Here is a 21,118-nt window from a genome sequence, read left to right on the forward strand (position 1 = left end):
ACGCCCCGGTGCAACGCGGTTGCCCGGGGCGTCGTGTTTTGCCGTGTGCGTTCTGCGATCCGCGATCCGTGCTCCACGCAGGCGACGCTACGCGACGCCGTGCAACGCGTCGCTCGCCGCACTTGCGGCATGACGACCTGCCTGCCGGCCGAAGAACGTCGCATCGGCCAGCGACAATCCCGAGCTGTACCCGGCACCCCAGCGCGGCAGCCCGCAGGTCGTGCGGCCGGCCGCATAGAGGCCCGCCACCGGTGTGCGCGCCGCGTCGAGCACCTGCCCGGTCGGCAGCGTATCGAGCCCGCCCAGCGTGAAATGCGGGTAGAACGCGTAATCGATCCGGCAATCGAGCGCGACGAACGGCGGCTCGATCAGCGGCTTCAGCCACTTCCTCGCCTTGTGGAACAGCGGATCGACGCCTTCGGCCGCGTGACGGTTGTAGACGTCGACGGTCGCCGTCAGCGTGCCGGCCGGCATCTGCAGGTCGCGCTCGACTTCGTCCCAGGTCTCGCCGGCCGCCGCGATGCTGATCCGCGCGATGTCCGGCGGCTCCTGGTAGGTCGCCTGGTCGACCAGCAGGTAGATCCGGTCGTCGGCCTGGTGGAACGCGTGGTGGCCCGTGCGGCCGTGATAGCCGTCCTCGTTGATGAAACGCTGCCCGCGCGCGTTCACGAAGATTCCGCGGATCAGCGATTCGGGCGCGTAGAACGGCAGGCTGACGAAACCCTGGTCCATGTGGATCGCGGCGCCGCCCGCGCTCTGGCCGAGCAGGATGCCCGAGCCGTCGTCTCCGGGGCTGCCGATCGGTTCGGCCGAGCGCAGGAACTGCGGCGCATGCCGGCGCACCATGTCGCGGTTCATCGCGAAGCCGCCCGCGCACAGGATCACCGCGCGGCGCGCCCGCACGAACGCCGTCTCGCCGTACGCCCGCAGCACGACGCCGCGCACCGCGCCGGCATCGTCGACGATCAGCGCCTGTGCGCGCGTGTCGTAGCGCGTCGACACGCCGAGCGCCTGCACGCGCTCGGCCAGCACGCGCATCAGCATCTGCCCGCTGCCCCAGCCCGGCCATTGCGGCGTGTGGCCGCGCGGGCAAGGCTTCGCGCTCTCGCTGAACGGCCAGGCCTCCTCGCTGCCCGACCAGATCAGGCAGTCGTCGGTTTCCGGCTCGACGATCCGCTCGGCGATGAACGTGTTCTTGTACGTGACGCCCTGCGCGACCAGCCAGTCGTGATGCGCGAGGCTCTCGTTCGCATAGAGGCGCACCTTCGCCTCGTCGGCGTCGCGGCCGCCCGCAAGCATCAGGTAGCGGTACAGGTCCTCGGTGTCGTCGCTGAAGCCGGCCTGCCGCTGCGCGGGCGTGCCGCCGCTGCCGCCGAGGTAGATCTCGCCGCCGGACAGCGCGCTCGTGCCGCCGTAGCTCGACGCGCGCTCGACGATCAGCGTGTCGGCGCCGGCGCTCGCGGCTTCGATCGCCGCGCACGCGCCAGCCGCGCCGAAGCCGACGATCACGACGTCGTGTTCGGCGTCCCAGCGATGGACGTCGCGGATATTCAGGGGGCGAGCGAGGGAATATTCGGATGACATGGAGGCAAGGGTCTGCGTGAAGGGATTCGGTGAAAAGCGGCGGTCGGGGCGCAGCGCGGCCGGCCCGGCAGGCCGGCACGTCGTCGATGCGAGCGATCGCAGGCACGCGAACGCCGCGTCGTCGACGGGGAAATCGAGCGGCAGCGGCGAGCCAAGCCGGGGGCATGCACACGCCGGACGAACTGCCGCGAGCGTGCCGCGCCGCGACACTGCGCTGCGCGAACGCCGTCCACCCGGTCGCCGTCGCATCGTGACGGCGTCAACGTGACATCGAGTCGGCGCGGCACGCGGCCGCGCCGTCGTCACATGCCGCGCAGTGCGGCGAAACCGAAGCGCGAAGGATCGATCGGCACGCAACCGGTCGGCAGGCCGTTCGCATCGAGCGAGCGGCATTGCAGGATGCCGGCCGCATACGGCGGCGCCGGGACCTGATCGGCGCCATATCGCGCCATCACCATCGCCGCGAACGCGCCCATCGCCAATACGCACAGCTTGCGAGTCGTCAGTCTCATGATCGTGTCCCCTCCGGTTGGCCGCTATCGCGGTTCGTGTCCGGTGCACTGGCCTCGGGCAAACAGGCAACCGCACCGGATGACTGCACGGTAGCCAGCGCCGGCCCGCCGGCCATCGTCCATTTCGACTAGGGGCAAACGCGAAGCGGCCCTGACGCGACGTGCGGCGCCGCAGCATCGTCGAGCGGTGGCAGCGGCGTCGCGATTGGAAAACCGCGTGCCTCAGCCCGTCGTGACGGGGCGCGCGATCTTCGGGCACGCGCCGCGCGTTCACCGCTGCATCGCACCATCGGACGATGCGCGGCCATCGCGCCGGTGTTTTCCCTGATCGTGCCCCTGCTCCGTATGGATGATGAGGATCGCGCGGCCGGATGCGAACCTGCGGGTCGACGTCGCAATGCCGTCGCGTCCGCGCTCGCGGCGCGGCCGAGTCTTTCCGTTCATTCACGGGAGTACCGCATGACCGATTCGAATCCCCGCCACGCGCTGTACGAACTCGCGTGCCGTTACGCGCAGGCCGTCGACCGGCGCGACTGGCCGCGCCTCGCCACCCTCTTCACCGCCGACGCCCAGCTCGACGGCCCCGGTTTCCGTTTCGACGACCGCGATGCGATCGTCGCCGGCATGCGCGTGATCGAGCGCTACGAAACCACCCAGCATCACGTGCACAACCAGCTCGCCACGCTCGACGGCGGTGAGGCCGACGTCGAGACCTACTGCCTCGCGTGCCACGTGTACGTGCGCGACGGCGTGAAGCGCAAGCTCGACTGGGGGCTGCGCTATCGCGACCGCTGCGTGCTCGACGGCGGCACGTGGCGCTTCGCCGCGCGCACGCTGCACGTCGACTGGTCGCAAGACCTGCCGCTGGAGGGCTGAACGATGCGCGCATCCCTTCCCCTCGCCGGCCGCACCGCGCTCGTCACGGGCGGCGCCGGCGGCATCGGCGCGGCCTGTGCGCACGCGCTTGCCGCCGATGGCGCGGCCGTCGTGCTGATGGGCCGCCGCCGCGATGCACTCGAACGCACGCAGCGGCGCCTGACCGACACGCTGCCCGGCAGCCGCGTCGCGATCGATGCCGGCGACGCGTGCGACGACGGCGACCTGCAGGCGGCGCTGGATACCGCGTGGGCGCTCGACGGCCGGCTCGACATCGTCGTGCCGACCGTCGGCGGCGCCGGGTTCCGGCCGCTGCTGATGCACGACGCCGACAGCTTCCGCGCGGAAATCGAGCTGAACCTGAACAGCGCGTTCGCCGCGATCCGTCACGCGGCGCCACGGCTCGCCGACAGCGGCGGCGGCACGATCGTCTGCATCTCGTCGACGGCCGCGCAGATCAATTTCCGCTGGCTGACCGCGTACTGCACCGCGAAGGCCGCGCTCGAAGCGCTGGTGCGCGGGGCCGCCGAGGAACTGGCCGGCGCGAGGATCCGCGTGAACGCGGTGCGACCGGGCCTCACGCGCTCGGAGGCCACCGCGCCGATGTTCGACAACCGGGCGCTCGTCGACAGCTTCCTCGACCAGATTCCGCTCGGCTCACTCGGCGAGCCGGAAGCGATCGCGCACGCGGTGCGCTATCTCGCCGGCCCCGAGTCGGGCTGGGTCACCGGCCAGAGCTTCGCGGTCGACGGCGGCCACGAGCTGCGCGCCAACCCGCGCGTCGACGCCACCATCGCGCAGATCTACGGCGCGGCCGCGCTCGACGCGGTCAGGGCCGGCCGTGCGCCGGGCGCCGCATGAGCGCCCGCCTTCTTTCAACGTCACAGGAAATCGACCGGACATGAATCGAGTCGCAAACAAGGTCGCGCTGATCACCGGCGCGGCGAGCGGGGTCGGCCGCGCGGATGCGCTGCTGCTCGCCGCCGAAGGCGCGCGCGTGGTCCTCACCGACATCGACGAGGACGCGGGCCGCGCACTCGCGCGCGAGATCGGCGACACCGCGCTCTTCGTCCATCAGGACATCGCCGACGAAGACGGCTGGCGGCACGCGATCGCGTCGACGCTCGAGCGCTTCGGCCGCCTCGACGTGCTCGTCAACAACGCGGCGATCTGCCCGGTCGGCTCGATCGAGGACACGAGCCTCGACACCTGGCGACGCGTGCTGCGTGTCAACGCGGACGGCTACTTTCTCGGCTGCAAGTATGCGATCGGCGCGATGAAGCACAACGACACGCCGGGCTCGATCGTGATGATGTCGTCGGTCGCCGCGCTCGGCGGCCTGCCGATGATGTGCGCGTACACCGGCTCGAAAGGTGCGGTAACGGCGCTCGCGCGCAGCGTCGCCGTGCACTGCAAGCGCAGCGGCTACCGGATCCGCTGCAACTCGATCCATCCGGACGGCATCTGGACATCGATGACGCAGGCGCTGATGCCCGGCCTCGATCCGGCCGAGCTCGGCATCGGCAACGATCCGATGGCACGCATGTGCGATCCGCAGGACGTCGCGAATCTCGTGCTGTTCCTCGCATCCGACGAATCGCGCTTCGTGAACGGCGCGGAGCTGCGGATCGACAACGCGCAACTGGTTGCGTCGCTGTGATGCGGCGCGTGGCTTTTCCGTTCGAAGGAGTAGCGTTCCGATGATTTCCTTTTCCGGCAAGACCGTGCTGGTCACCGGCGGCGGCGCGGGCATCGGCCGCGCATGCGCGCAAGCGTTCGGCGCGGCGGGCGCGCGGGTCGTGGTGGCCGAGGTCGATCCCGCCCGCGCGCAGGACGTGCGTCAGGCACTCGAAGCCGCGGGCGTCGACGCGCTGGTCGGCACCGTGGACGTCACACGCCGCGACGAGGTCAACGCGTTCGCGCGGACGATCGACGCCCGCTTCGGCGGGCTCGACGTGCTCGTCAACAACGTCGGCGATTTTCTGCAGATCGCGAAACCGTTCGACGACCATACCGACGACGACATCGCGCGGCTGTTCGACGTGAACCTGCGCCAGGTGTTCGTCGTCACGCGCGCGATGCTGCCGTTGCTGCGCAAGCGCGGCGCGGGCAGCAGCATCGTCGGCGTGTCGTCGATCGAGGGCTTTCGCGCGATTCCGAACTGCACCGTGTACGCGTCGTTCAAGGCCGCGCTGACCGGCTTCACGAAAAGCCTCGCGCTCGAACTCGGGCCGGCCGGCATCCGCGTGAACCAGATCGCGCCGGAGACCACCGAGACGCCGCAGGTGCCGGTCAACGCGATGGTCGCGCCCGAGCATCGCGCGCACGTCCCGCGCTGGATTCCGCTCGGGCGCTTCGGTGCGGCCGGCGACATCGCGGGCGCCGCGCTGTTCCTCGCGAGCCCGCTCGCCGCATGGGTCACCGGCACGACGCTGCACGTCGACGGCGGTGCACTCGCGGCGGCCGGCTGGTATCGCGATCCGAACGGATTCTGGACCAACATGCCGGTCGTCAGCGGCAACGGCTTCAATTTCTGAGCGACGTTCCGCACGGATTCGTCCGTTCAATCATCGGTTCAATTCAAGCGGCGCGCCTGCGCCGCCACCGGAGACACCATGAAAATCCTGATCATCGGCGGTACCGGCCTCATCGGCGGCCACGCCGCATTGCATCTGCGCGCGCAAGGCAACGACGTGACGCTCGCCGCGCGCAAGCCGCCCGCGCCGGGCAGCGCGCTCGCGCAATTCGACGTGCTGCTGCGCGACTACGTGGCCGGCAACTTCACGCGCGACGATCTCGCGCCATTCGACGCGGTCGTGTTCGCGGCCGGCAACGACATTCGCCACCTGCCGCCCGGCACCGACGAAGCCGCGCACTGGGAACGCGCGAACGTCGACGCGGTGCCGCGCTTCTTCGCGCTCGCGCGCGACGCGGGTGTAAAGCGCGCGGTGCTGGTCGGCAGCTTCTATCCGCAGGTCGCGCCGGCGCTCGTCGACACGGTGCCGTACGTGCGCTCGCGCCATCTCGCCGACGAACGCGTGCGCGCGCTCGCATCGCCGTCGTTCGCGGTATGCAGCGTGAACGCGCCGTTCGTGGTCGGCTCGGTGCCGGGGCTGCGCAACGAGATGTTCGCCGCGTACACGGGCTATGCGCAGGGCAAGCTCGCGGGCCTGCCGGTGTACGGGCCGGCCGGCGGCAGCAACTTCATCTCGACGCAATCGCTGTCGGAAGCGATCTTGGGCGCGCTGCAACGCGGCGAATCCGGCAAGGCCTATCTCGTCGGCGACGAGAACCTGAGCTTCGCCGACTACTTCGCGGCGTTCTTTCGCGCGGCCGGCAATCCGCAGCCGGTGCCGTCGCTCGACCAGGAGCATCCGCTGCTGCCGGACATCGCGATCTATACGGGGCGCGGCAACGTCGTGGCGTACGAGCCGGACCCGGCCGATATCGCGCTGCTGCGCTATCGGCGCGGCGATGTGCAGCGCGCGGTGAACGAAGTGGTCGCGCAGTGCGGCGCGTAAGCGCACGGCCGGCGTTGCACGCGCGACGCTGAAACGAAGCAGAAGCGAAAACGTCCCGCCACCGGCGATGCATGCCGGCGGCGGGACGTTCATGCCACAACGGCGTTACGTCGTTACTGCGTGACTTCGACTCGCATCGTCAGCCGCCGATACGCTGTTCGATGTTCTTCATCGTCTCGGTCAACTCCGCCGGCAGACGCAGCTTCAGCGTGTCGAACAGCGCCGCATGCAGCTTCAGTTCCTCGCGCCATTCGCCTGCATTCATCGACGTGACCGCCTCGAACTGCTCGCGCGTGAAGTCGAGCCCGTCCCAGTGCAGGTCGTCATACGCCGGCGACACGCCGAACGCATGTTCGCCGCCGCCGCCGTTGCCTTCGAGGCGATCGAGCATCCACTTCAGCACGCGCATGTTCTCGCCGAAGCCCGGCCACACGAACTTGCCGTTCGCGTCCTTGCGGAACCAGTTCACGCAGTAGATCTTCGGCAGTTTCGCGCCCGCGCCTTCGAGCTGCTTGCCGAGATTCAGCCAGTGCGCGAAATAATCGCTCATGTTGTAGCCGCAGAACGGCAGCATCGCGAACGGGTCGCGGCGCACCACACCCTGCTGGCCGGCCGCGGCGGCGGTCGTCTCGGAGCCCATCGTCGCGGCCATGTACACGCCTTCGACCCAGTCGCGCGCCTCGGTCACGAGCGGCACGGTCGTCGAGCGGCGGCCGCCGAAGATGAACGCGTCGATCGGCACGCCGGCCGGGTTCTCCCAGTCCGCGTCGATCGACGGGCATTGCGATGCCGGCGCCGTGAAGCGCGAGTTCGGATGCGCGGCCTTGCGGCCCGTTTCCTTGCCGATCTCCGGCGTCCACGGGTTGCCCTGCCAGTCCTTCAGCTTCGCGGGCGGCGTGTCGGTCAGGCCTTCCCACCACACGTCGCCGTCTTCCGTCAGCGCGACGTTCGTGAAGATCACGTTCTCCTTCAGCGTCGAGATCGCATTCGGGTTGGTCTTCACGCCGGTGCCCGGCGCGACGCCGAAGAAGCCGGCTTCCGGGTTGATCGCATACAGGCGCCCGTCGCGGCCGGGCTTCAGCCACGCGATGTCGTCGCCGATCGTCGTGACCTTCCAGCCGTCGAAGCCCTGCGGCGGGATCAGCATCGCGAAGTTGGTCTTGCCGCACGCGGACGGGAACGCGGCCGCGACGTGATACTTCTTGCCGGCCGGCGACGTCACGCCGAGGATCAGCATGTGTTCGGCGAGCCAGCCCTGGTCGCGGCCCATCGTCGACGCGATGCGCAGCGCGAAGCACTTCTTGCCGAGCAGCGCGTTGCCGCCATAGCCGGAGCCGAAGCTCCAGATTTCACGCGTATCGGGGAAATGCACGATGTACTTGACCGGGTTGCACGGCCACGGCACGTCATTCTGGCCCGCTTCGAGCGGATGGCCGACGCTGTGCACGCACGGCACGAATTCGCCGTCCTCGCCGAGCACGTCATACACCTCGCGGCCCATGCGCGTCATGATCCGCATGTTCACGGCCACGTACGGGCTGTCGGACAGCTCGACCCCGACGTGCGCGATCGGCGAGCCGAGCGGGCCCATCGAGAACGGCACGACGTACAGCGTGCGGCCGCGCATCGAGCCGCGGAACAGGCCGTTCAGCGTCTCGCGCATTTCTTCCGGCGCGATCCAGTTGTTGGTCGGGCCGACGTCGTCGGGCGATTCGGTGCAGATGAAGGTGCGGTCCTCGACGCGCGCGACGTCGGACGGATCGGACTGCGCGAGATACGAGTTCGGGCGCTTCGCCGGGTTCAGGCGCGTGAGCGTGCCCTGGTCGACCATCGCCTGGCACAGCGCGTCGTTCTCTTCCTGCGAGCCGTCGCACCAGACGACACGCTCGGGCTCCGTCAGCGCCGCGATGCGCGATACCCAGTCGATCAGCTTGCGATGTTTGACGTATGCCGGGGGAGCGATCAGCGGGCCGTGCGTCGCTTCGGCCAAAGAGTTTTGCGACATGGGAATGTCTCCAGATTATTGGGCGGGGATGGGGGATGCGGGGCGAGCCCGCGAGATGGGGAATGCGGTCGGAGCGCAGGTTGAAGCGACGCGCAAGGCGGGACGCGCGAGCGGAGCGCGTGTCGATGCCGCGATGCGGGCGAGAGAATGTGATGTCTCGTATGAGTGAGCGAACGCGAGTTTCGCCATGCAAGCAACCTGCCGTACAACTCCATATCGGCCAGCATACCATCGCCGTTATTGGGCTGGCGTTGCGTTGCAACAAGAAACAACTGTGTCGACGCGCCGGCACGCCGCTTGCCGGCAGGTCCTTTTTTTGCGCCGCCGCGTGCGCTTTGGGGCCGAAACGGCTGGAACGTCCGTCCGGCAAGGGTTTCGCAAAAGCGCAAAATCCGGCGCGACAGGTTCGCATGCGATGCACCCGAACCGTCGCCGTCCGAATTCGCGTTTTCGCTACTCAGGCAAACCCTGAATTAGGTTGCGTACACAAACATCCGTCGCGCACGCGTTGTGTACGCTACCGCTCAAAACGGCGCGCCGGGCAATCCGGGGTAATACGCGCCCGCCGCCATCCCGCCGTCGACCGACAGCTCGGCGCCGTTGCAGTACGACGCTTCGTCGCTCGCGAGAAACAGCGTCGCGCGCGCGATTTCCTCAGGCAAGCCGACCCGCTGCAGCGGCACGTGCGTGTAGTGCTTGTTGACTTCGTCGAGCGGCGCGCCGGTCGGGTTCGACATCGCGGTGTTCACGCCACCGGGATGGATCGAATTCACGCGCACGCCCTGGTGGCCGAGTTCGAGCGCCGCCACCTTCGTCAGCCCGCGCACGCCCCATTTGCTCGAGACGTAGGCGGCCAGCGCATTCACGCCGCGCAGCCCGTCCACCGACGAAATGTTGACGATCGACCCGCGCTTTTGCGCGATCATGCGCGGCGCGATCGTATGGATGCCGACGAACGTGCCGACAAGATTGATCGACACCGCACGCTCGAAATCGCGTTTCGACAACTCGGTGATCGCGCCGAACATCAGCACCGCCGCGTTGTTGACGAGCACGTCGATGCGGCCGAACTGCTCGACGGTCGCGTCGGCCACGCGTTGCCAGTTTGCTTCGTCGGCCACGTCGAGCCGCATGAAGCGCGCGGCGTCGCCGAGCTCGCGCGCAAGCGCCTCGCCTTCCGCGTCGAGCACGTCGGCGATCACGACGCGCGCGCCCGCTTCGACGAACAGCCTGCACGTCGCCGCGCCCATTCCGCGCGCGCCGCCCGTGACGATCGCTACCTTTCCTTCCAGTCGACTCATGTCGTTCTCTCTCCGATGCGTTTCGATTTCAGTTCCGGTTCCGGTTCCAGTTCCAGTTCCGTTCGCCGGCCGCGACGCCCGGCTGCACGCCGGTGCGCGGCCGATCACGAGCTGACGACGACGCGGCGATCCCGCGCCAGCCGTCAGCCCCAGTACGCCTGCCCGCCGTCGAGCGGCAGCGTCGCGCCCGTCAGGTAGGCCGCATCGCGGCTCGCGAGAAACACGATCGCGCGCCCGATGTCCTGCTCGCAGTCGCCGACGCGGCCGAGCGGGATCGTGCGGAAGAACGCCGCGGCCTCGTCCGGGTTCGCGTCGACCCAGCCCTTCAGCCCCGGCGACAGCGCATGCGGCGCGACCGCGTTCACGCGGATGCCGTCGGCGCCCCATTCGCATGCCGCCGCACGCGTGAGCGCACGAATCGCTTCCTTGGTTGCCGCATAGGCGCCGTAACCCGACGTGTCCCAGCGCACCGCGGCCGACGATGCGAAATTGACGATCACGCCATCGCCCTTCAGATGCGGATGACACGCACGCATCATCCGCAGCGTGGCGATCGGCCCCGATTCGAGGCCCGCGAGAAAATCCGCGTCGGTCACGTCGAGCAGGCGGCCGAGCGGTACGACCTGCGCGTTGTTGATCAGGATCTGCACGCCGCGAAAACGCTCCACCACGGCATCGACGCACTGCGCGATCTGCGCGGCGTCCATCACGTCGCACACGAACGGCTCCGCGACCCCGCCGCGTGCGCGAATCGCATCGCACGTCGCGACCAGCTTGTCGCGTGTGCGGCCGACCACGGCCACCTGCGCGCCTTCGGCTGCGAGCGCGTGCGCGACACCTTGCCCGACGCCCTGCCCCGCGCCCGTCACGAGCGCGACCTTGCCCTTGAGCATGCCCATGCGCGCTCCTTAAGCGACGATTGCCGGATGCGCCTGCACGGGGCCGCCGAGCAGTTCGCGGTACGACGGCGGCTGTTTGCCGTCGAGATCAGAAATGCCGTACTGCAGCGCGGCTTCCGCGCCGACCAGCACCTGCCCGGACAGCGCCATGCGCTGCGGATCGGCGTGGATCGCATGAATCACGCGGCCGGTGAATTCCGGGCTTTCGGCGACGAGCGAGAATTCCTTGTACAGGTCCGGATGCTCGTCCCACACGCGCGTCGTGCGCTCGGTGCGCAGCGGCCCCATCCAGATCGACACGGCCGCGACGTCGAACGGCTTCAAGTCGACCGCCATGTCCTTCGCGAACTTGTCGACACCGGATTTCTGCGCGCCGTACGCGGCGCCGTGCATGTAGCAGCTCGCGCCGAACGACGACGTGAACGCGATCAGCCCGCTGCGGCGCTTCGCCATCAGCGGCGCGGCATGCCAGCTCGCGACATAGGCCGAACGCAGCCCGACGTCGAGGATGTTCACGAGGTCGAGCGACTTCTCCCAGAACGGGCCCGGCAGGATCAGCTGGTCGTGCAGGTACGTCGCGTTGTTGACGAGGATGTCGAGCCGCCCGCTTTCCCGTTCGACACGCTCGAACAGCGCCTTCACCTGCGCGTCGTCCGCGTGGTCGCACGCGACCGCGATCCCGCGGCCGCCGAGCGCGTCGATCTCGCGCGCGGTCTCGTGGATCGTGCCGGGCAGCGGCGCATCGCCTTCGTGCTGCGAACGGCCCGTCACGTAGACGGTCATGCCGGCCGCGCCGAGCGCGCGCGCGATGCCCTTGCCTGCGCCGCGCGACGCGCCCGTCACGACGGCGACCGGCGCCTCGTGGTTCTGTGTCATGTTCGATGTCTCCTGGGGGAATGTTCTCGACCGGCGCGGGGAGCGCGCGTCGTTTCGTTATGCGGCAGGCGGCTGCGCGCCGGCGAACAGCACGCCAGGCGCATCGCCGTCGTAGCGGGCCGACAGCGTCGACGTGACGACGCAGCGCGTGGCCGCGATCTTCCATTCGCCGTCGACCTTCCGGTATTCATCGTCGTAGGTCGCGCCGAGCTGCGTGAGCGTGCGCGCATCGGTGTCGAGCATCTGGTAATGCAGGCCCCACGTGCCGCGCGCATGCGTGTCGTCGAGCACGGTGATGTGCGGATTCACGCCGTGGTGCATCTCGACGATGTGCGGGTGGCAGCCGAGCCGCTCGAACACGTCGACGAGCGCGTCGCGATGCTCGAACGTGCCGATCCGGCCATAGTCGATGTGCACGGTGCCGGGCGCGAAACAATCGCGCATCCCTTGCGGATCCTTCCGGTCGCAGCACGTGAAGTAGCGGGCCTTCAGCTGGCGAATCGCGTCGGCGTCCTCGAGCCTGCGCACGCGCACTTCCATTCGTTCGATCGGGGTCATGCCGTCTCCTTGGTCTCGTGTGCGCGGATCGAAGCCGCGTCGACGCCACGTTACAGCCGCACGAATGGCCGGCCATCACCTGTTTGGATGAACCTCGATGGTCCGTGGCGGCGGAGATGCACGCGGCCGTCGCGGCGTTCGTCCGAACAGACGATGTGACATGAGTGGCTTCGTTCCTAAGATCGGACGACACCACCACGAGACACGGCGATGGACGAGACGACCCGCACGCTCTACGAGTACGAGCAGATCCGCCAGCTGAAGTACCGGTATTTCCGCGCGATCGACACGCACGACTGGGCGTTGCTCGAACAATGCTTGACCGGGGATTGCGAGGTGCGCCTGCAAGGCGGCCGCTATGCGTACGACGGCCGCGACGCATTCGTGTCGAGCCTGCGTGCGCTGATCGGCAAGCCGACCTTCCTGACGATGCATCACGGCCATCATCCCGAGCTCACGCTGGTGTCCGCCGGTCACGCGTGCGGCGTGTGGTTTCTCGAGGATCACGCGATCAATCTCGAGGATGACTACCTGGTGCACGGCACCGCGTTCTACGACGACCAGTACGTGAAGCACGACGGTGTGTGGCGCATTCACGCGACGCGTCACGAGCGCCTGTTCGAAACCGTCACATCGCCGATTCCGCCGTCGTTCACGCTGACCGCGAACCGCTTCGCGCCGCACGCGCACGACGCAACGCGCCCGGCCGATTCGGCCGTCAACGCTTCCTGAAACCCGGCGGCAGCGCCGCCGATCCCGTCATTCCCCCCCTGGAGCCGGAGCAATGGAGAAAGTCATTTACGTGTTGTGGCGCGACGCGCAGGCCGCGCCCGAGCCGTGGAGCCGCAGCGTGCGCGCGCAGCTCGCCGACAAGCTGCTGTCGCTCGGCGCGCACGGCGTGCAGGTGAACGTCGCCGACGCCGACGTCGCGCCGGCCGCCGGCCTCAAGCAGACCAACACGCACCCGGGCATCGACGGCATCGTAGCGGTATGGATCGACAGTGCGAACCCGATGTTCCGCCAACCGTTCGACGACGCGGTGCGCGCGGCCGTCCCGCACATGGCCGCGTATCTGGTCACCGAATCGCAGCCGATTCCGAACACGCGCTTTCCGGCGCGGCCCGGCGAGCGCACCAGCGGCTTCTCGCAGCTCGCGTTCCTGAAGCGCCCGCCGCGCCTCACGCACGAAGCGTGGCTCGATGTGTGGAACGGCCATCACACGCGCGTCGCGATCGATACTCAGGATAACTTCCTGTACGTGCAGAACGTGGTCGTGCGCGCGCTCACGCATGCGGCGCCCGGCTACGACGCGATCGTCGAGGAGTGCTTCCCGGCCGCGGCGATGACCGATCCGTACGCGTTCTTCGATGCGGTCGGCGACGAGGAGAAATTCCAGCGCAACGTCGCGGAGATGATGGACAGCTGCGGACGCTTCATCGACTTCGACAAGATCGACGTGGTGCCGACGAGCCAGTACGTCGTGAAGGCGGTGCGCGGATAAAACGCGGATAAAAAAAACGCCAACCCGTCATGAACGGGTTGGCGTCGTGCCGCGGGTATGACGATTACGAGAACTGGTTCATCGTGTTGTCCTTGCCCGCCGCCTTCAGCGCTGCTTCGCCGCTGAAGTATTCCTTGTGGTCGTCGCCGATATCCGAGCCGGACATGTTCTGGTGCTTGACGCACGCGATGCCCTGGCGGATTTCCTTGCGCTGCACGCCGGCCACGTAACCGAGCATGCCCTGGTCGCCGAAGTATTCCTTCGCGAGGTTGTCGGTCGACAGCGCGGCCGTGTGGTACGTCGGCAGCGTGATCAGGTGATGGAAGATGCCGGCTTCGCGCGATGCATCGGCCTGGAACGTGCGGATCTTCTCGTCGGCGAGCTTGGCCAGTTCGGTCTCATCGTACTCGACGCTCATCAGCTGCGCGCGGTCGTAGGCCGACACGTCCTTGCCCGCGGCCTTCAGCGCGTCATATGCCTGCTGACGGAAGTTCAGCGTCCAGTTGAACGACGGGCTGTTGTTGTACACCAGCTTCGCGTTCGGGATGACCTTGCGGATTTCGCTGACCATGCCGCCGATCTGCGCGATGTGCGGCTTTTCGGTTTCGATCCACAGCAGGTCGGCGCCGTTCTGCAGCGACGTGATGCAGTCGAGCACGCAGCGTGCTTCGCCCGTGCCGGCGCGGAACTGGAACAGGTTGCTCGGCAGGCGCTTCGGACGCAGCAGCTTGCCGTCGCGCTTGATGACGACGTCACCGTTGCCCAGCTGGTCGGCCGACAGTTCCTCGCAGTCGAGGAACGCGTTGTACTGGTCGCCCAGGTCGCCCGGCGTGTTGGTCACGGCGATCTGCTTGGTCAGGCCGGCGCCGAGCGAGTCGGTACGGGCGACGATGATGCCGTCGTCCACGCCCAGTTCCAGGAACGCGTAGCGGATCGCGCGGATCTTCGCGAGGAAGTCCTCGTGCGGCACCGTGACCTTGCCGTCCTGGTGGCCGCACTGCTTCTCGTCGGACACCTGGTTCTCGATCTGGATGCAGCACGCGCCCGCTTCGATGAACTGCTTGGCCAGCAGGTAGGTCGCTTCCGCGTTGCCGAAACCGGCGTCGATGTCGGCGATGATCGGCACGACGTGCGTCACGTGGTTGTCGATCTTTTCCTGGATCGCGGCCTTGGCAGCGGCGTCCTTCGCAGCATCGAGCTCGCGGAACAGGCCGCCGAGTTCACGTGCATCGGCCTGGCGCAGGAACGTGTACAGCTCGCGGATCAGCGCGCTGACCGAGGTCTTTTCGTGCATCGACTGGTCCGGCAGCGGGCCGAACTCCGAGCGCAGCGCGGCGACCATCCAGCCGGACAGGTACAGGTAACGGCGTTCGGTGCTGTTGAAGTGCTTCTTGATGGAAATCATCTTCTGCTGGCCGATGAAGCCGTGCCAGCAACCCAGCGACTGCGTGTACTTGGCCGGGTCGGCATCGTACGCGGCCATGTCGGCACGCATGATCTTCGCGGTGTACTTCGCGATGTCGAGCCCCGTCTTGAACTTGTTCTGGGCACGCATGCGGGCCGCATACTCGGGGCTGATGGCATTCCACGCGCTGCCGTGGTTTTCCTTCAAGCCAGCCACTGCCTTGATGTCGTCTTGATATTGGGACATGTCAATCTCCTGGGAACGAAGCGCATTTGAGTAAAGGGTTCAGCGTGCCCGCTCCGTGTGACGAAGCGAACTGCATGGACTCAATGGTAACGCCACGCGGCGCACTGTCGAGCAACTCTTATATAAGACATAAGATATAAATTCTGCTTGTTTTTCAATGAGATAAGCGACGCGTTTTGCGATGCAAAACAGGTTTTCAAGCGGCGGGAAGATGACGCAGCGGGAATTCGGCACGCATTCCGCGATATGAAACGGCCTTTCGGCAGTTGGTGGGAGGACAGGCTCGGCGATTCATGTTTCGCGCTTTTGCCACCGACATGACAAAACGTCTATACTTGGACAATCCATCGACGGCGAACCGACAGGCGCCGTTCCCGCGTACCGCGATGCGCGCCCTCCTGCCTGCAACCCCATGAGCGACTACCCCGTCTTCGACGCGCTGTGCGAACTGCTGAACACCTCGGGCGCGCGGTTCCGCGTGCTCGATCACCCGGCCGAAGGCAAATCCGACGCGATCGCCGCGCTTCGCGGCACGCGTCCCGAACAGGGCGCGAAGGCGATGCTCTGCACGTTCAAGGACGGCGGCGACGCCACCGCGCTCGCGGTGATCCCCGGCCACCTGAAGATCGACTTCCGCAAGGTCGCCGACGCGGTCGGCCGCCGCAAGGCGACGCTCGCGCCGCCCGAACTCGCTGCCGCGGTCACGCGCTGCGTGATGGGCGCCGTGCCGCCGTTCGTGTTCGACGCGAACGTGGCGCTCGTCGTCGACCCTGCCCTGATCGAGCTCAACGACGAAATCGCGTTCAATGCGGGCCGCCTCGACCGCTCGGTCGTGCTCGACGCGTCCGACTACGTGCGGATCGCCCGCCCGCTGCTGGCCGACATCACGCGGCCGGAAACGACCGGCGCGCCCGTGCTCGAGGCCAGCGCATGACCACGCCCCGCCCCAGGCCGCAGTCGGAACAGGCGTCGCTGATCGAGCAGGTGCTGCGCATCGCCGAAGGGCTCGGCGCGATGTTCGCGCCGTTCACCGAAGTCGTCGTGCACGACCTGCGCACGCCGGAGCACGCGATCCTCGCGATCCACAACAACCTGTCGGGCCGCGCGATCGGCGATCCGGCGACCGAACTCGGGCTCGCCCGCATCGCGGACGACGACTTCCCGCAGGTGCTCGCGAACTACGCGAACCGCTTCGCCGACGGCCGCACCGCGAAAAGCACGTCGATCGGCATCAAGGACTCGGGCGGCCGCTATGTGGCCGCGCTGTGCCTGAACGCGGACGTCACGCTGTTCCGCGGCTTCCAGGGGATGCTGAACCAGTTCTGCAGCACCGAAGGCGCGCCGGTCGCCGAAACGCTCGACCCGGCCGGCGCGGACGCGATCCGGCAGCGCATCGACGCGTTCGCGACGCGCCGCGCGACCACGCCGCGCGAGCTGAAGACCGACCAGCGCCGCGAGCTGATGCAGGCGCTGAAGGCGGACGGCTTCCTCGAGGTGCGCCGCGCGATGGAAATCGTCGCGCAGCACCTCGGCGTGTCGCGCGCCACTGTATACAACGATGCGAAATGACGCGTGCCCGCGGCGCGCCCCGCTTACCTGTTGACTGACTCTTCCGACGAGCGACTCATGAACACTCCGACCCTCCCCACCTACGACGACGTCGCGGCCGCCGCGTCGCGGCTCGACGGCCACGCGCACCGCACGCCCGTGATGACGTCGCGCACGATCGACGAAGCGCTCGGCGCGCAGGTGTTCTTCAAATGCGAGAACCTGCAGCGCATGGGCGCGTTCAAGTTCCGCGGCGCGTTCAACGCGTTGTCGCGCTTCGACGCGACGCAGCGGCGCCACGGCGTCGTCGCGTTCTCGTCCGGCAACCATGCGCAGGCGATCGCGCTGTCGGCGCGCATCCTCGGCATCCCCGCGACGATCGTGATGCCGCAGGACGCGCCGGCCGCGAAGATGGCCGCGACGCGCGGCTACGGCGGCAACGTCGTGACCTACGACCGCTATACCGAGGACCGCGAGCAGATCGGCCGCGAACTCGCGGAAAAACACGGGCTCACGCTGGTGCCACCCTACGACCACGCGGACGTGATCGCGGGCCAGGGCACGGCGGCGAAGGAACTGTTCGACGAAGTCGGGCCGCTCGACGCGGTCTTCACGCCGCTCGGCGGCGGTGGCCTGCTGTCGGGCACGGCGCTCGCGACGCGCGCGCTGTCGCCGCACGCGAAGCTGTACGGCGTCGAGCCGGAAGCCGGCAACGACGGCCAGCAATCGTTCCGGTCCGGGTCGATCGTCCATATCGACACGCCGCGCACGATCGCCGACGGCGCGCAGACGCAGCACCTCGGCAACCTGACGTTCCCGATCCTGCGGCGCGACGTCGACGACATCCTGACCGCGACCGACGCGGAGCTGGTCGACTGCATGCGCTTCTTCGCGACCCGTATGAAGATTGTCGTCGAGCCGACCGGCTGCCTGTCGTTCGCGGCCGCGCGCCGGATGAAGGACGAACTGCAAGGCAAGCGCGTCGGCATCGTGATCAGCGGCGGCAACGTCGATCTCGAGAACTTCTGCGCGCTGGTATCCGCCTCCGCGTAATGCGTCGCGCGGATGACCGCATGAACATCCTGTCATCCGCGCGCCGCCGCTCCTTCACGCCGCGTTAAGTTTCGCGCCCTAGACTGAATGCGTTGTCCCGCAGTCAGTCGTGAAGAAGGAGTCACCATGAACACGCACGCGATCGTCGCCGCCGCCCTCGCGGCAGCATCCCTTTCGGCGTTCGCTCAACCGGGCGTGACGTCATTCGGTTTTCCCGCCACGCTGCTGCACGCACCGCACGCCTCGGTCGCGCAGGCAGCCCACCGTTCGCCCGCCGCGCTGCCGCATGCCGGCTTCGTGCTCGCGAAGATCGATCAGAACAATACGCCGCCCGATCGCGGCGGCGACCCGAGCGGCCGCACGCACGGCGGCATGCATATGTAACGCGGGTCACGCTGCGTGAGCCGGCCGCGTCGGTCGGCCGGCCCGCGTCACGCCATCACAACGACGGCAGCGACGGATCGCGCGCGGCGAGGATGTCCGCGGTGCGCCGCTGCAGCGCGCCGTCGAGCGTCTCCGGCTGCGGAATCAGCCAGTAGCGCCCGTCGCGAATGCCGTCGAACGCGCGCGCCGCGAACACGTCGGGCGTGAGCCCGTGCGCGTTCAGCATCGCGCGCATCGTATCGACGAAGCCCTGTACTTCGGGCCGGTCGTGCGCGGCGCCGAACGGGTCGTTGAAGATGCCCGTCTGCACCGGGCCCGGCGCGAGGAGCGACACGCCGACCGGCGCGCCGAGCATCTTCAGTTCGCCGTACAGCGATTCGGTCAGCGCGACCACCGCGAATTTCGTCGCCGAGTAAGGCGACATCAGCGGGCTCGGCAGGAACCCGCCGACCGACGCGGTATTGACGACGCGCGCCGGCACGTTGCGCTCGAGCATGCGCGGCACGAAGCTGCGGATCCCGTTCATCACGCCGTGCACGTTGATCGCGACGCTGCGCTCGAAGCGCTCCGGCGTGATTTCCCAGCTGAAGCCGGTCGCCATCACGCCCGCGTTGTTGAACAGCAGGTCGACGCCGCCGAAGCGCCGCCAGGCGGCGTCGGCCAGCGCGTCGACGGCTTCCGGGCGGCTCACGTCGGTCGGCACGCACAGCACGTCGGTGTCGAGCGTCGCGGCGAACGCGTCGAGCTTCGCCGGGTCGAGGTCGGCCAGCACCACGCGCATCCCGAGCGCGGCCGCGTGGCGCGCGAGCCCGCTGCCGATGCCGCTGGCCGCGCCGGTGATCACGGCGGTGCCGCCGTCGAAGCGAATCGGGTTCGTCATGTCACAGTCCTGCCGGGTCGATATGGGGATGCGCGTACGCCGGAATCTCGGGCGGCGGCAACGGCGTGCGGCCGTCGAGCGAGCGCACCGCGAGCCCCTGCGACAGCGGAAAATGCAGGCTGTGCGTGACGAGGCCCGTGCGCTCGCGCGCCGGCAGGCTGCACAGGGCGAGCGCGGTTTCCGCCAGATACGCGACGTCCTCGGTCGGATAGCCTTCGGGGATATAGCGGGCCGCGCCCGGCGTGCGGATCGCGGTGCTCGGCGCGACCAGGTTCACCGCGATGCCGTCGGCTTCGAGTTCGGCTGCGAGCCCCTGCGTGAAACGCGACAGCGCGGCCTTGACCGCCGCATAGACGGTCGCGCCGCCCGCGCGCGCGAAGTCGTCGAACGGCCGCAGCGGTGCGAGCGCGGTGACCGAGCCGACGTTCACGATCCAGCCGGCGCCGCGCGCGCGCATCAGCGGAATCGCGGCCTGGCTCAGTGCGAACGGAATGCGCAGGTAGTGTTCGATCGTCGCGTCGAACATCGTCATCGGCATCGCGTCGACGCACGCGTAGTCGGCCACGCCCGCGTTGTTTACGAGGATGTCGAGGCCGCCGGCCGCTTCGGCCGCGCGCGCGACGAGCGCATCGCGCTCGGCCGGCTTCGACAAGTCCGCCGCGAGCGCGATCGCACGGCCGCCGGCCTGCTCGATCAGCGCGACCGTTTCGGCGAGCGTGCCGGCGGTCGTCGCCGAGTGCGTGAGGCTGCGCGCCGTCACGACGACGGTCGCGCCTTCGGCTGCGAGGCGCTGCGCGATCGCGCGGCCGATGCCGCGGCTCGCGCCCGTCACGAGCGCGCATTTGCCCGCGAGCGTCGCGGTTCGGTGGTCGGTCATGATGTCTCCGGTGTAGGTGATGGTGTGTCGGGGAGCGTTATGCGTCAGCCCGCGATATCCGCAACGTGCAGCACGAACTTGGTTTTCGCGTCGCCCGTTTGAACGAGGTCGAGCGCGCGCGCCGCCTGTTCGAGCGGAAAACTGTCGAAGCGCGGCACGCGCAGCGTGCGCATGCCGAGCCGCTCGGCGATCGATGAAAGCGTGGCGCCGCTCGGCATCCGGCTGTAGGTCATCGCGGTGCGCAGCCCGCGCCGCGCGGCCTCCGCGCCCGTCGCGGCCAGCCGCTGCGCATCGCCGGGCGCGAGCGTCATGATGGTCACGAGCGTGCCGCCCGGCGCCAGCAGGTCGAGTGCGGCGGGCAGCGTGTCGCCGCCGACCGCATCGAGCACGAGATCGACGCCGCCGGGCGCCCACGCCCGCACGGCCGTCGCGATGTCCTGCGCGCGATAGTCGATGCTCGCCGCCGCGCCGAGCGCTTCGACGCTCGGGCGGTTGCGCGCCGAGCACGTCGCCACGACGCGTGCGCCGGCCTGGGCGGCAAGCTGGATCGCGAAGGTGCCGACCGCGCCCGCGCCGCCGTGCACGAGCACGGTCTGCCCGGCTCGGAGCCCGCCGTCGTCGAACAGGCCGGCCCATGCGGCCAGCGCGGGCGTCGGCGTGGCGGCCGCTTCCGCGAAGCCGACCGCGTCGGGCAGGCGCACGACCGAGTCGTGCCGCACCGCGACGTATTCCGCATACGCGCCCCAGCGCCCCGCGCCGACGTCGGTCTGCGCGAATACGCGCATCCCGGGCGCGACACCTTCGACGCCGTCGCCGACCGCCTCCACCACACCGGCCGCGTCGAACCCGATCACGAACGGAAACGTCATTTGCATGAACGCGCCGAGATAGCCTTCGCGGCATTTCCAGTCGGCGGGATTGACGCCCGCGTACGCGACGCGGATCAGCACGTCGCCGGGGCCCGCCTTCGGGGCGGGAACGTCGGCCAGTCGCAGCGCGTCGGAATGGCCGACGCGGTCGATCAGCAAGGCTCGCATGGTGGTGTCTCCGGTGTTGTGGTTTGCATTGCGGCGGGACGCGTGCGCGTCGCGC

22 protein-coding genes are annotated in these 21,118 nt (G+C 68.5%); 11 read left to right on the forward strand and 11 right to left on the reverse strand.

Features of this window, described 5'->3' with window-relative positions:
- Positions 1 to 87: 87 nt before the first annotated feature.
- Together DIE04_RS15080 and DIE04_RS15085 are read right to left on the reverse strand one after the other, a co-directional pair.
- Positions 88 to 1,584 (reverse strand): FAD-dependent oxidoreductase, encoded by a 1,497-nt coding sequence (locus DIE04_RS15080; RefSeq protein ID WP_124522894.1) that lies wholly within the window; start codon positions 1,582 to 1,584, stop codon positions 88 to 90.
- 302 nt (positions 1,585 to 1,886) lie between these two features.
- A complete protein-coding gene (locus DIE04_RS15085; RefSeq protein ID WP_124522892.1) occupies positions 1,887 to 2,096 on the reverse strand; it encodes a hypothetical protein in 210 nt (69 codons plus the stop codon).
- A 459-nt stretch (positions 2,097 to 2,555) separates the two neighbouring features.
- Between DIE04_RS15085 and DIE04_RS15090 the strand changes: the two genes are divergently transcribed.
- From DIE04_RS15090 to DIE04_RS15110, 5 genes are all read left to right on the forward strand, one after another.
- Positions 2,556 to 2,972 carry a nuclear transport factor 2 family protein gene (locus tag DIE04_RS15090; protein ID WP_124522891.1) on the forward strand — a complete coding sequence of 139 codons (417 nt, stop codon included), beginning with the start codon at positions 2,556 to 2,558 and terminating at the stop codon, positions 2,970 to 2,972.
- Positions 2,973 to 2,975: 3 nt separating this feature from the next.
- Positions 2,976 to 3,833 (forward strand): SDR family NAD(P)-dependent oxidoreductase, encoded by an 858-nt coding sequence (locus DIE04_RS15095; RefSeq protein WP_124522889.1) that lies wholly within the window; start codon positions 2,976 to 2,978, stop codon positions 3,831 to 3,833.
- 40 nt (positions 3,834 to 3,873) lie between these two features.
- Positions 3,874 to 4,632, forward strand: a complete 759-nt coding sequence (locus tag DIE04_RS15100) for an SDR family oxidoreductase (protein ID WP_124522887.1) — start codon at positions 3,874 to 3,876, stop codon at positions 4,630 to 4,632.
- Between the two features lie 40 nt (positions 4,633 to 4,672).
- The gene (locus DIE04_RS15105; protein WP_124522886.1) at positions 4,673 to 5,509 is read left to right on the forward strand and encodes an SDR family NAD(P)-dependent oxidoreductase; all 837 of its coding nucleotides are present in this window, start codon (positions 4,673 to 4,675) and stop codon (positions 5,507 to 5,509) included.
- A gap of 78 nt (positions 5,510 to 5,587) precedes the next feature.
- Entirely contained in the window at positions 5,588 to 6,493 is a 906-nt protein-coding gene (locus DIE04_RS15110) for an NAD-dependent epimerase/dehydratase family protein (protein ID WP_124522885.1), read from the forward strand.
- Positions 6,494 to 6,632: 139 nt separating this feature from the next.
- Here the strand turns inward: DIE04_RS15110 and DIE04_RS15115 are convergent, their stop codons facing one another.
- The 5 genes from DIE04_RS15115 to DIE04_RS15140 form a co-directional block, all read right to left on the reverse strand.
- Positions 6,633 to 8,498: a phosphoenolpyruvate carboxykinase (GTP) gene (locus tag DIE04_RS15115; protein ID WP_124522884.1), complete on the reverse strand. Its 1,866-nt coding sequence runs from the start codon at positions 8,496 to 8,498 to the stop codon at positions 6,633 to 6,635.
- 524 nt (positions 8,499 to 9,022) lie between these two features.
- Positions 9,023 to 9,799: a glucose 1-dehydrogenase gene (locus DIE04_RS15125; protein ID WP_124573106.1), complete on the reverse strand. Its 777-nt coding sequence runs from the start codon at positions 9,797 to 9,799 to the stop codon at positions 9,023 to 9,025.
- A gap of 143 nt (positions 9,800 to 9,942) precedes the next feature.
- Entirely contained in the window at positions 9,943 to 10,698 is a 756-nt protein-coding gene (locus DIE04_RS15130; RefSeq protein WP_124522882.1) for an SDR family NAD(P)-dependent oxidoreductase, read from the reverse strand.
- Positions 10,699 to 10,707: 9 nt separating this feature from the next.
- Positions 10,708 to 11,574: an SDR family NAD(P)-dependent oxidoreductase gene (locus DIE04_RS15135; RefSeq protein WP_124522881.1), complete on the reverse strand. Its 867-nt coding sequence runs from the start codon at positions 11,572 to 11,574 to the stop codon at positions 10,708 to 10,710.
- Between the two features lie 57 nt (positions 11,575 to 11,631).
- A complete protein-coding gene (locus tag DIE04_RS15140; protein WP_124484721.1) occupies positions 11,632 to 12,132 on the reverse strand; it encodes a nuclear transport factor 2 family protein in 501 nt (166 codons plus the stop codon).
- A 210-nt stretch (positions 12,133 to 12,342) separates the two neighbouring features.
- Here DIE04_RS15140 and DIE04_RS15145 point away from each other — a divergent pair, with 210 nt between their 5' ends.
- Positions 12,343 to 12,864 carry a nuclear transport factor 2 family protein gene (locus tag DIE04_RS15145; RefSeq protein WP_124522879.1) on the forward strand — a complete coding sequence of 174 codons (522 nt, stop codon included), beginning with the start codon at positions 12,343 to 12,345 and terminating at the stop codon, positions 12,862 to 12,864.
- Positions 12,865 to 12,916: 52 nt separating this feature from the next.
- Positions 12,917 to 13,633, forward strand: a complete 717-nt coding sequence (locus DIE04_RS15150) for an EthD domain-containing protein (protein WP_124522877.1) — start codon at positions 12,917 to 12,919, stop codon at positions 13,631 to 13,633.
- A 64-nt stretch (positions 13,634 to 13,697) separates the two neighbouring features.
- On the opposite strand, the gene DIE04_RS15155 is transcribed toward DIE04_RS15150, so the two are convergent.
- Positions 13,698 to 15,284 (reverse strand): isocitrate lyase, encoded by a 1,587-nt coding sequence (locus tag DIE04_RS15155; RefSeq protein WP_124522875.1) that lies wholly within the window; start codon positions 15,282 to 15,284, stop codon positions 13,698 to 13,700.
- Positions 15,285 to 15,696: 412 nt separating this feature from the next.
- On the opposite strand from DIE04_RS15155, the gene DIE04_RS15160 reads away from it, so the two are divergent.
- The 4 genes from DIE04_RS15160 (at position 15,697) to DIE04_RS15175 (ending at position 18,269) form a co-directional block, all read left to right on the forward strand.
- The gene (locus DIE04_RS15160; protein ID WP_124522874.1) at positions 15,697 to 16,218 is read left to right on the forward strand and encodes a YbaK/prolyl-tRNA synthetase associated domain-containing protein; all 522 of its coding nucleotides are present in this window, start codon (positions 15,697 to 15,699) and stop codon (positions 16,216 to 16,218) included.
- Entirely contained in the window at positions 16,215 to 16,853 is a 639-nt protein-coding gene (locus DIE04_RS15165) for a transcriptional regulator (RefSeq protein WP_124522873.1), read from the forward strand. Before DIE04_RS15160 ends, DIE04_RS15165 begins: the two co-directional genes overlap by 4 nt.
- Before the next feature lie 57 nt (positions 16,854 to 16,910).
- Positions 16,911 to 17,885, forward strand: a complete 975-nt coding sequence (locus DIE04_RS15170) for a threo-3-hydroxy-L-aspartate ammonia-lyase (RefSeq protein ID WP_124522871.1) — start codon at positions 16,911 to 16,913, stop codon at positions 17,883 to 17,885.
- Positions 17,886 to 18,011: 126 nt separating this feature from the next.
- On the forward strand, positions 18,012 to 18,269 hold the full coding sequence (locus tag DIE04_RS15175; RefSeq protein ID WP_124522870.1) for a hypothetical protein: 258 nt from the start codon (positions 18,012 to 18,014) through the stop codon (positions 18,267 to 18,269).
- Between the two features lie 55 nt (positions 18,270 to 18,324).
- On the opposite strand, the gene DIE04_RS15180 is transcribed toward DIE04_RS15175, so the two are convergent.
- The 3 genes from DIE04_RS15180 to DIE04_RS15190 are packed head-to-tail and all read right to left on the reverse strand — an operon-like array spanning position 18,325 to position 21,063.
- A complete protein-coding gene (locus DIE04_RS15180) occupies positions 18,325 to 19,149 on the reverse strand; it encodes an SDR family NAD(P)-dependent oxidoreductase (RefSeq protein WP_124522869.1) in 825 nt (274 codons plus the stop codon).
- A gap of 1 nt (position 19,150) precedes the next feature.
- Positions 19,151 to 20,026, reverse strand: coding sequence for an SDR family NAD(P)-dependent oxidoreductase (locus DIE04_RS15185; RefSeq protein ID WP_124522868.1), 876 nt, complete (start codon positions 20,024 to 20,026; stop codon positions 19,151 to 19,153).
- Between the two features lie 44 nt (positions 20,027 to 20,070).
- Positions 20,071 to 21,063, reverse strand: coding sequence for an NADP-dependent oxidoreductase (locus tag DIE04_RS15190; RefSeq protein ID WP_124522866.1), 993 nt, complete (start codon positions 21,061 to 21,063; stop codon positions 20,071 to 20,073).
- Positions 21,064 to 21,118 lie beyond the last annotated feature (55 nt).

Source organism: Burkholderia sp. Bp8994 (assembly GCF_003853805.1).
Taxonomy (GTDB): Bacteria; Pseudomonadota; Gammaproteobacteria; order Burkholderiales; family Burkholderiaceae; genus Burkholderia.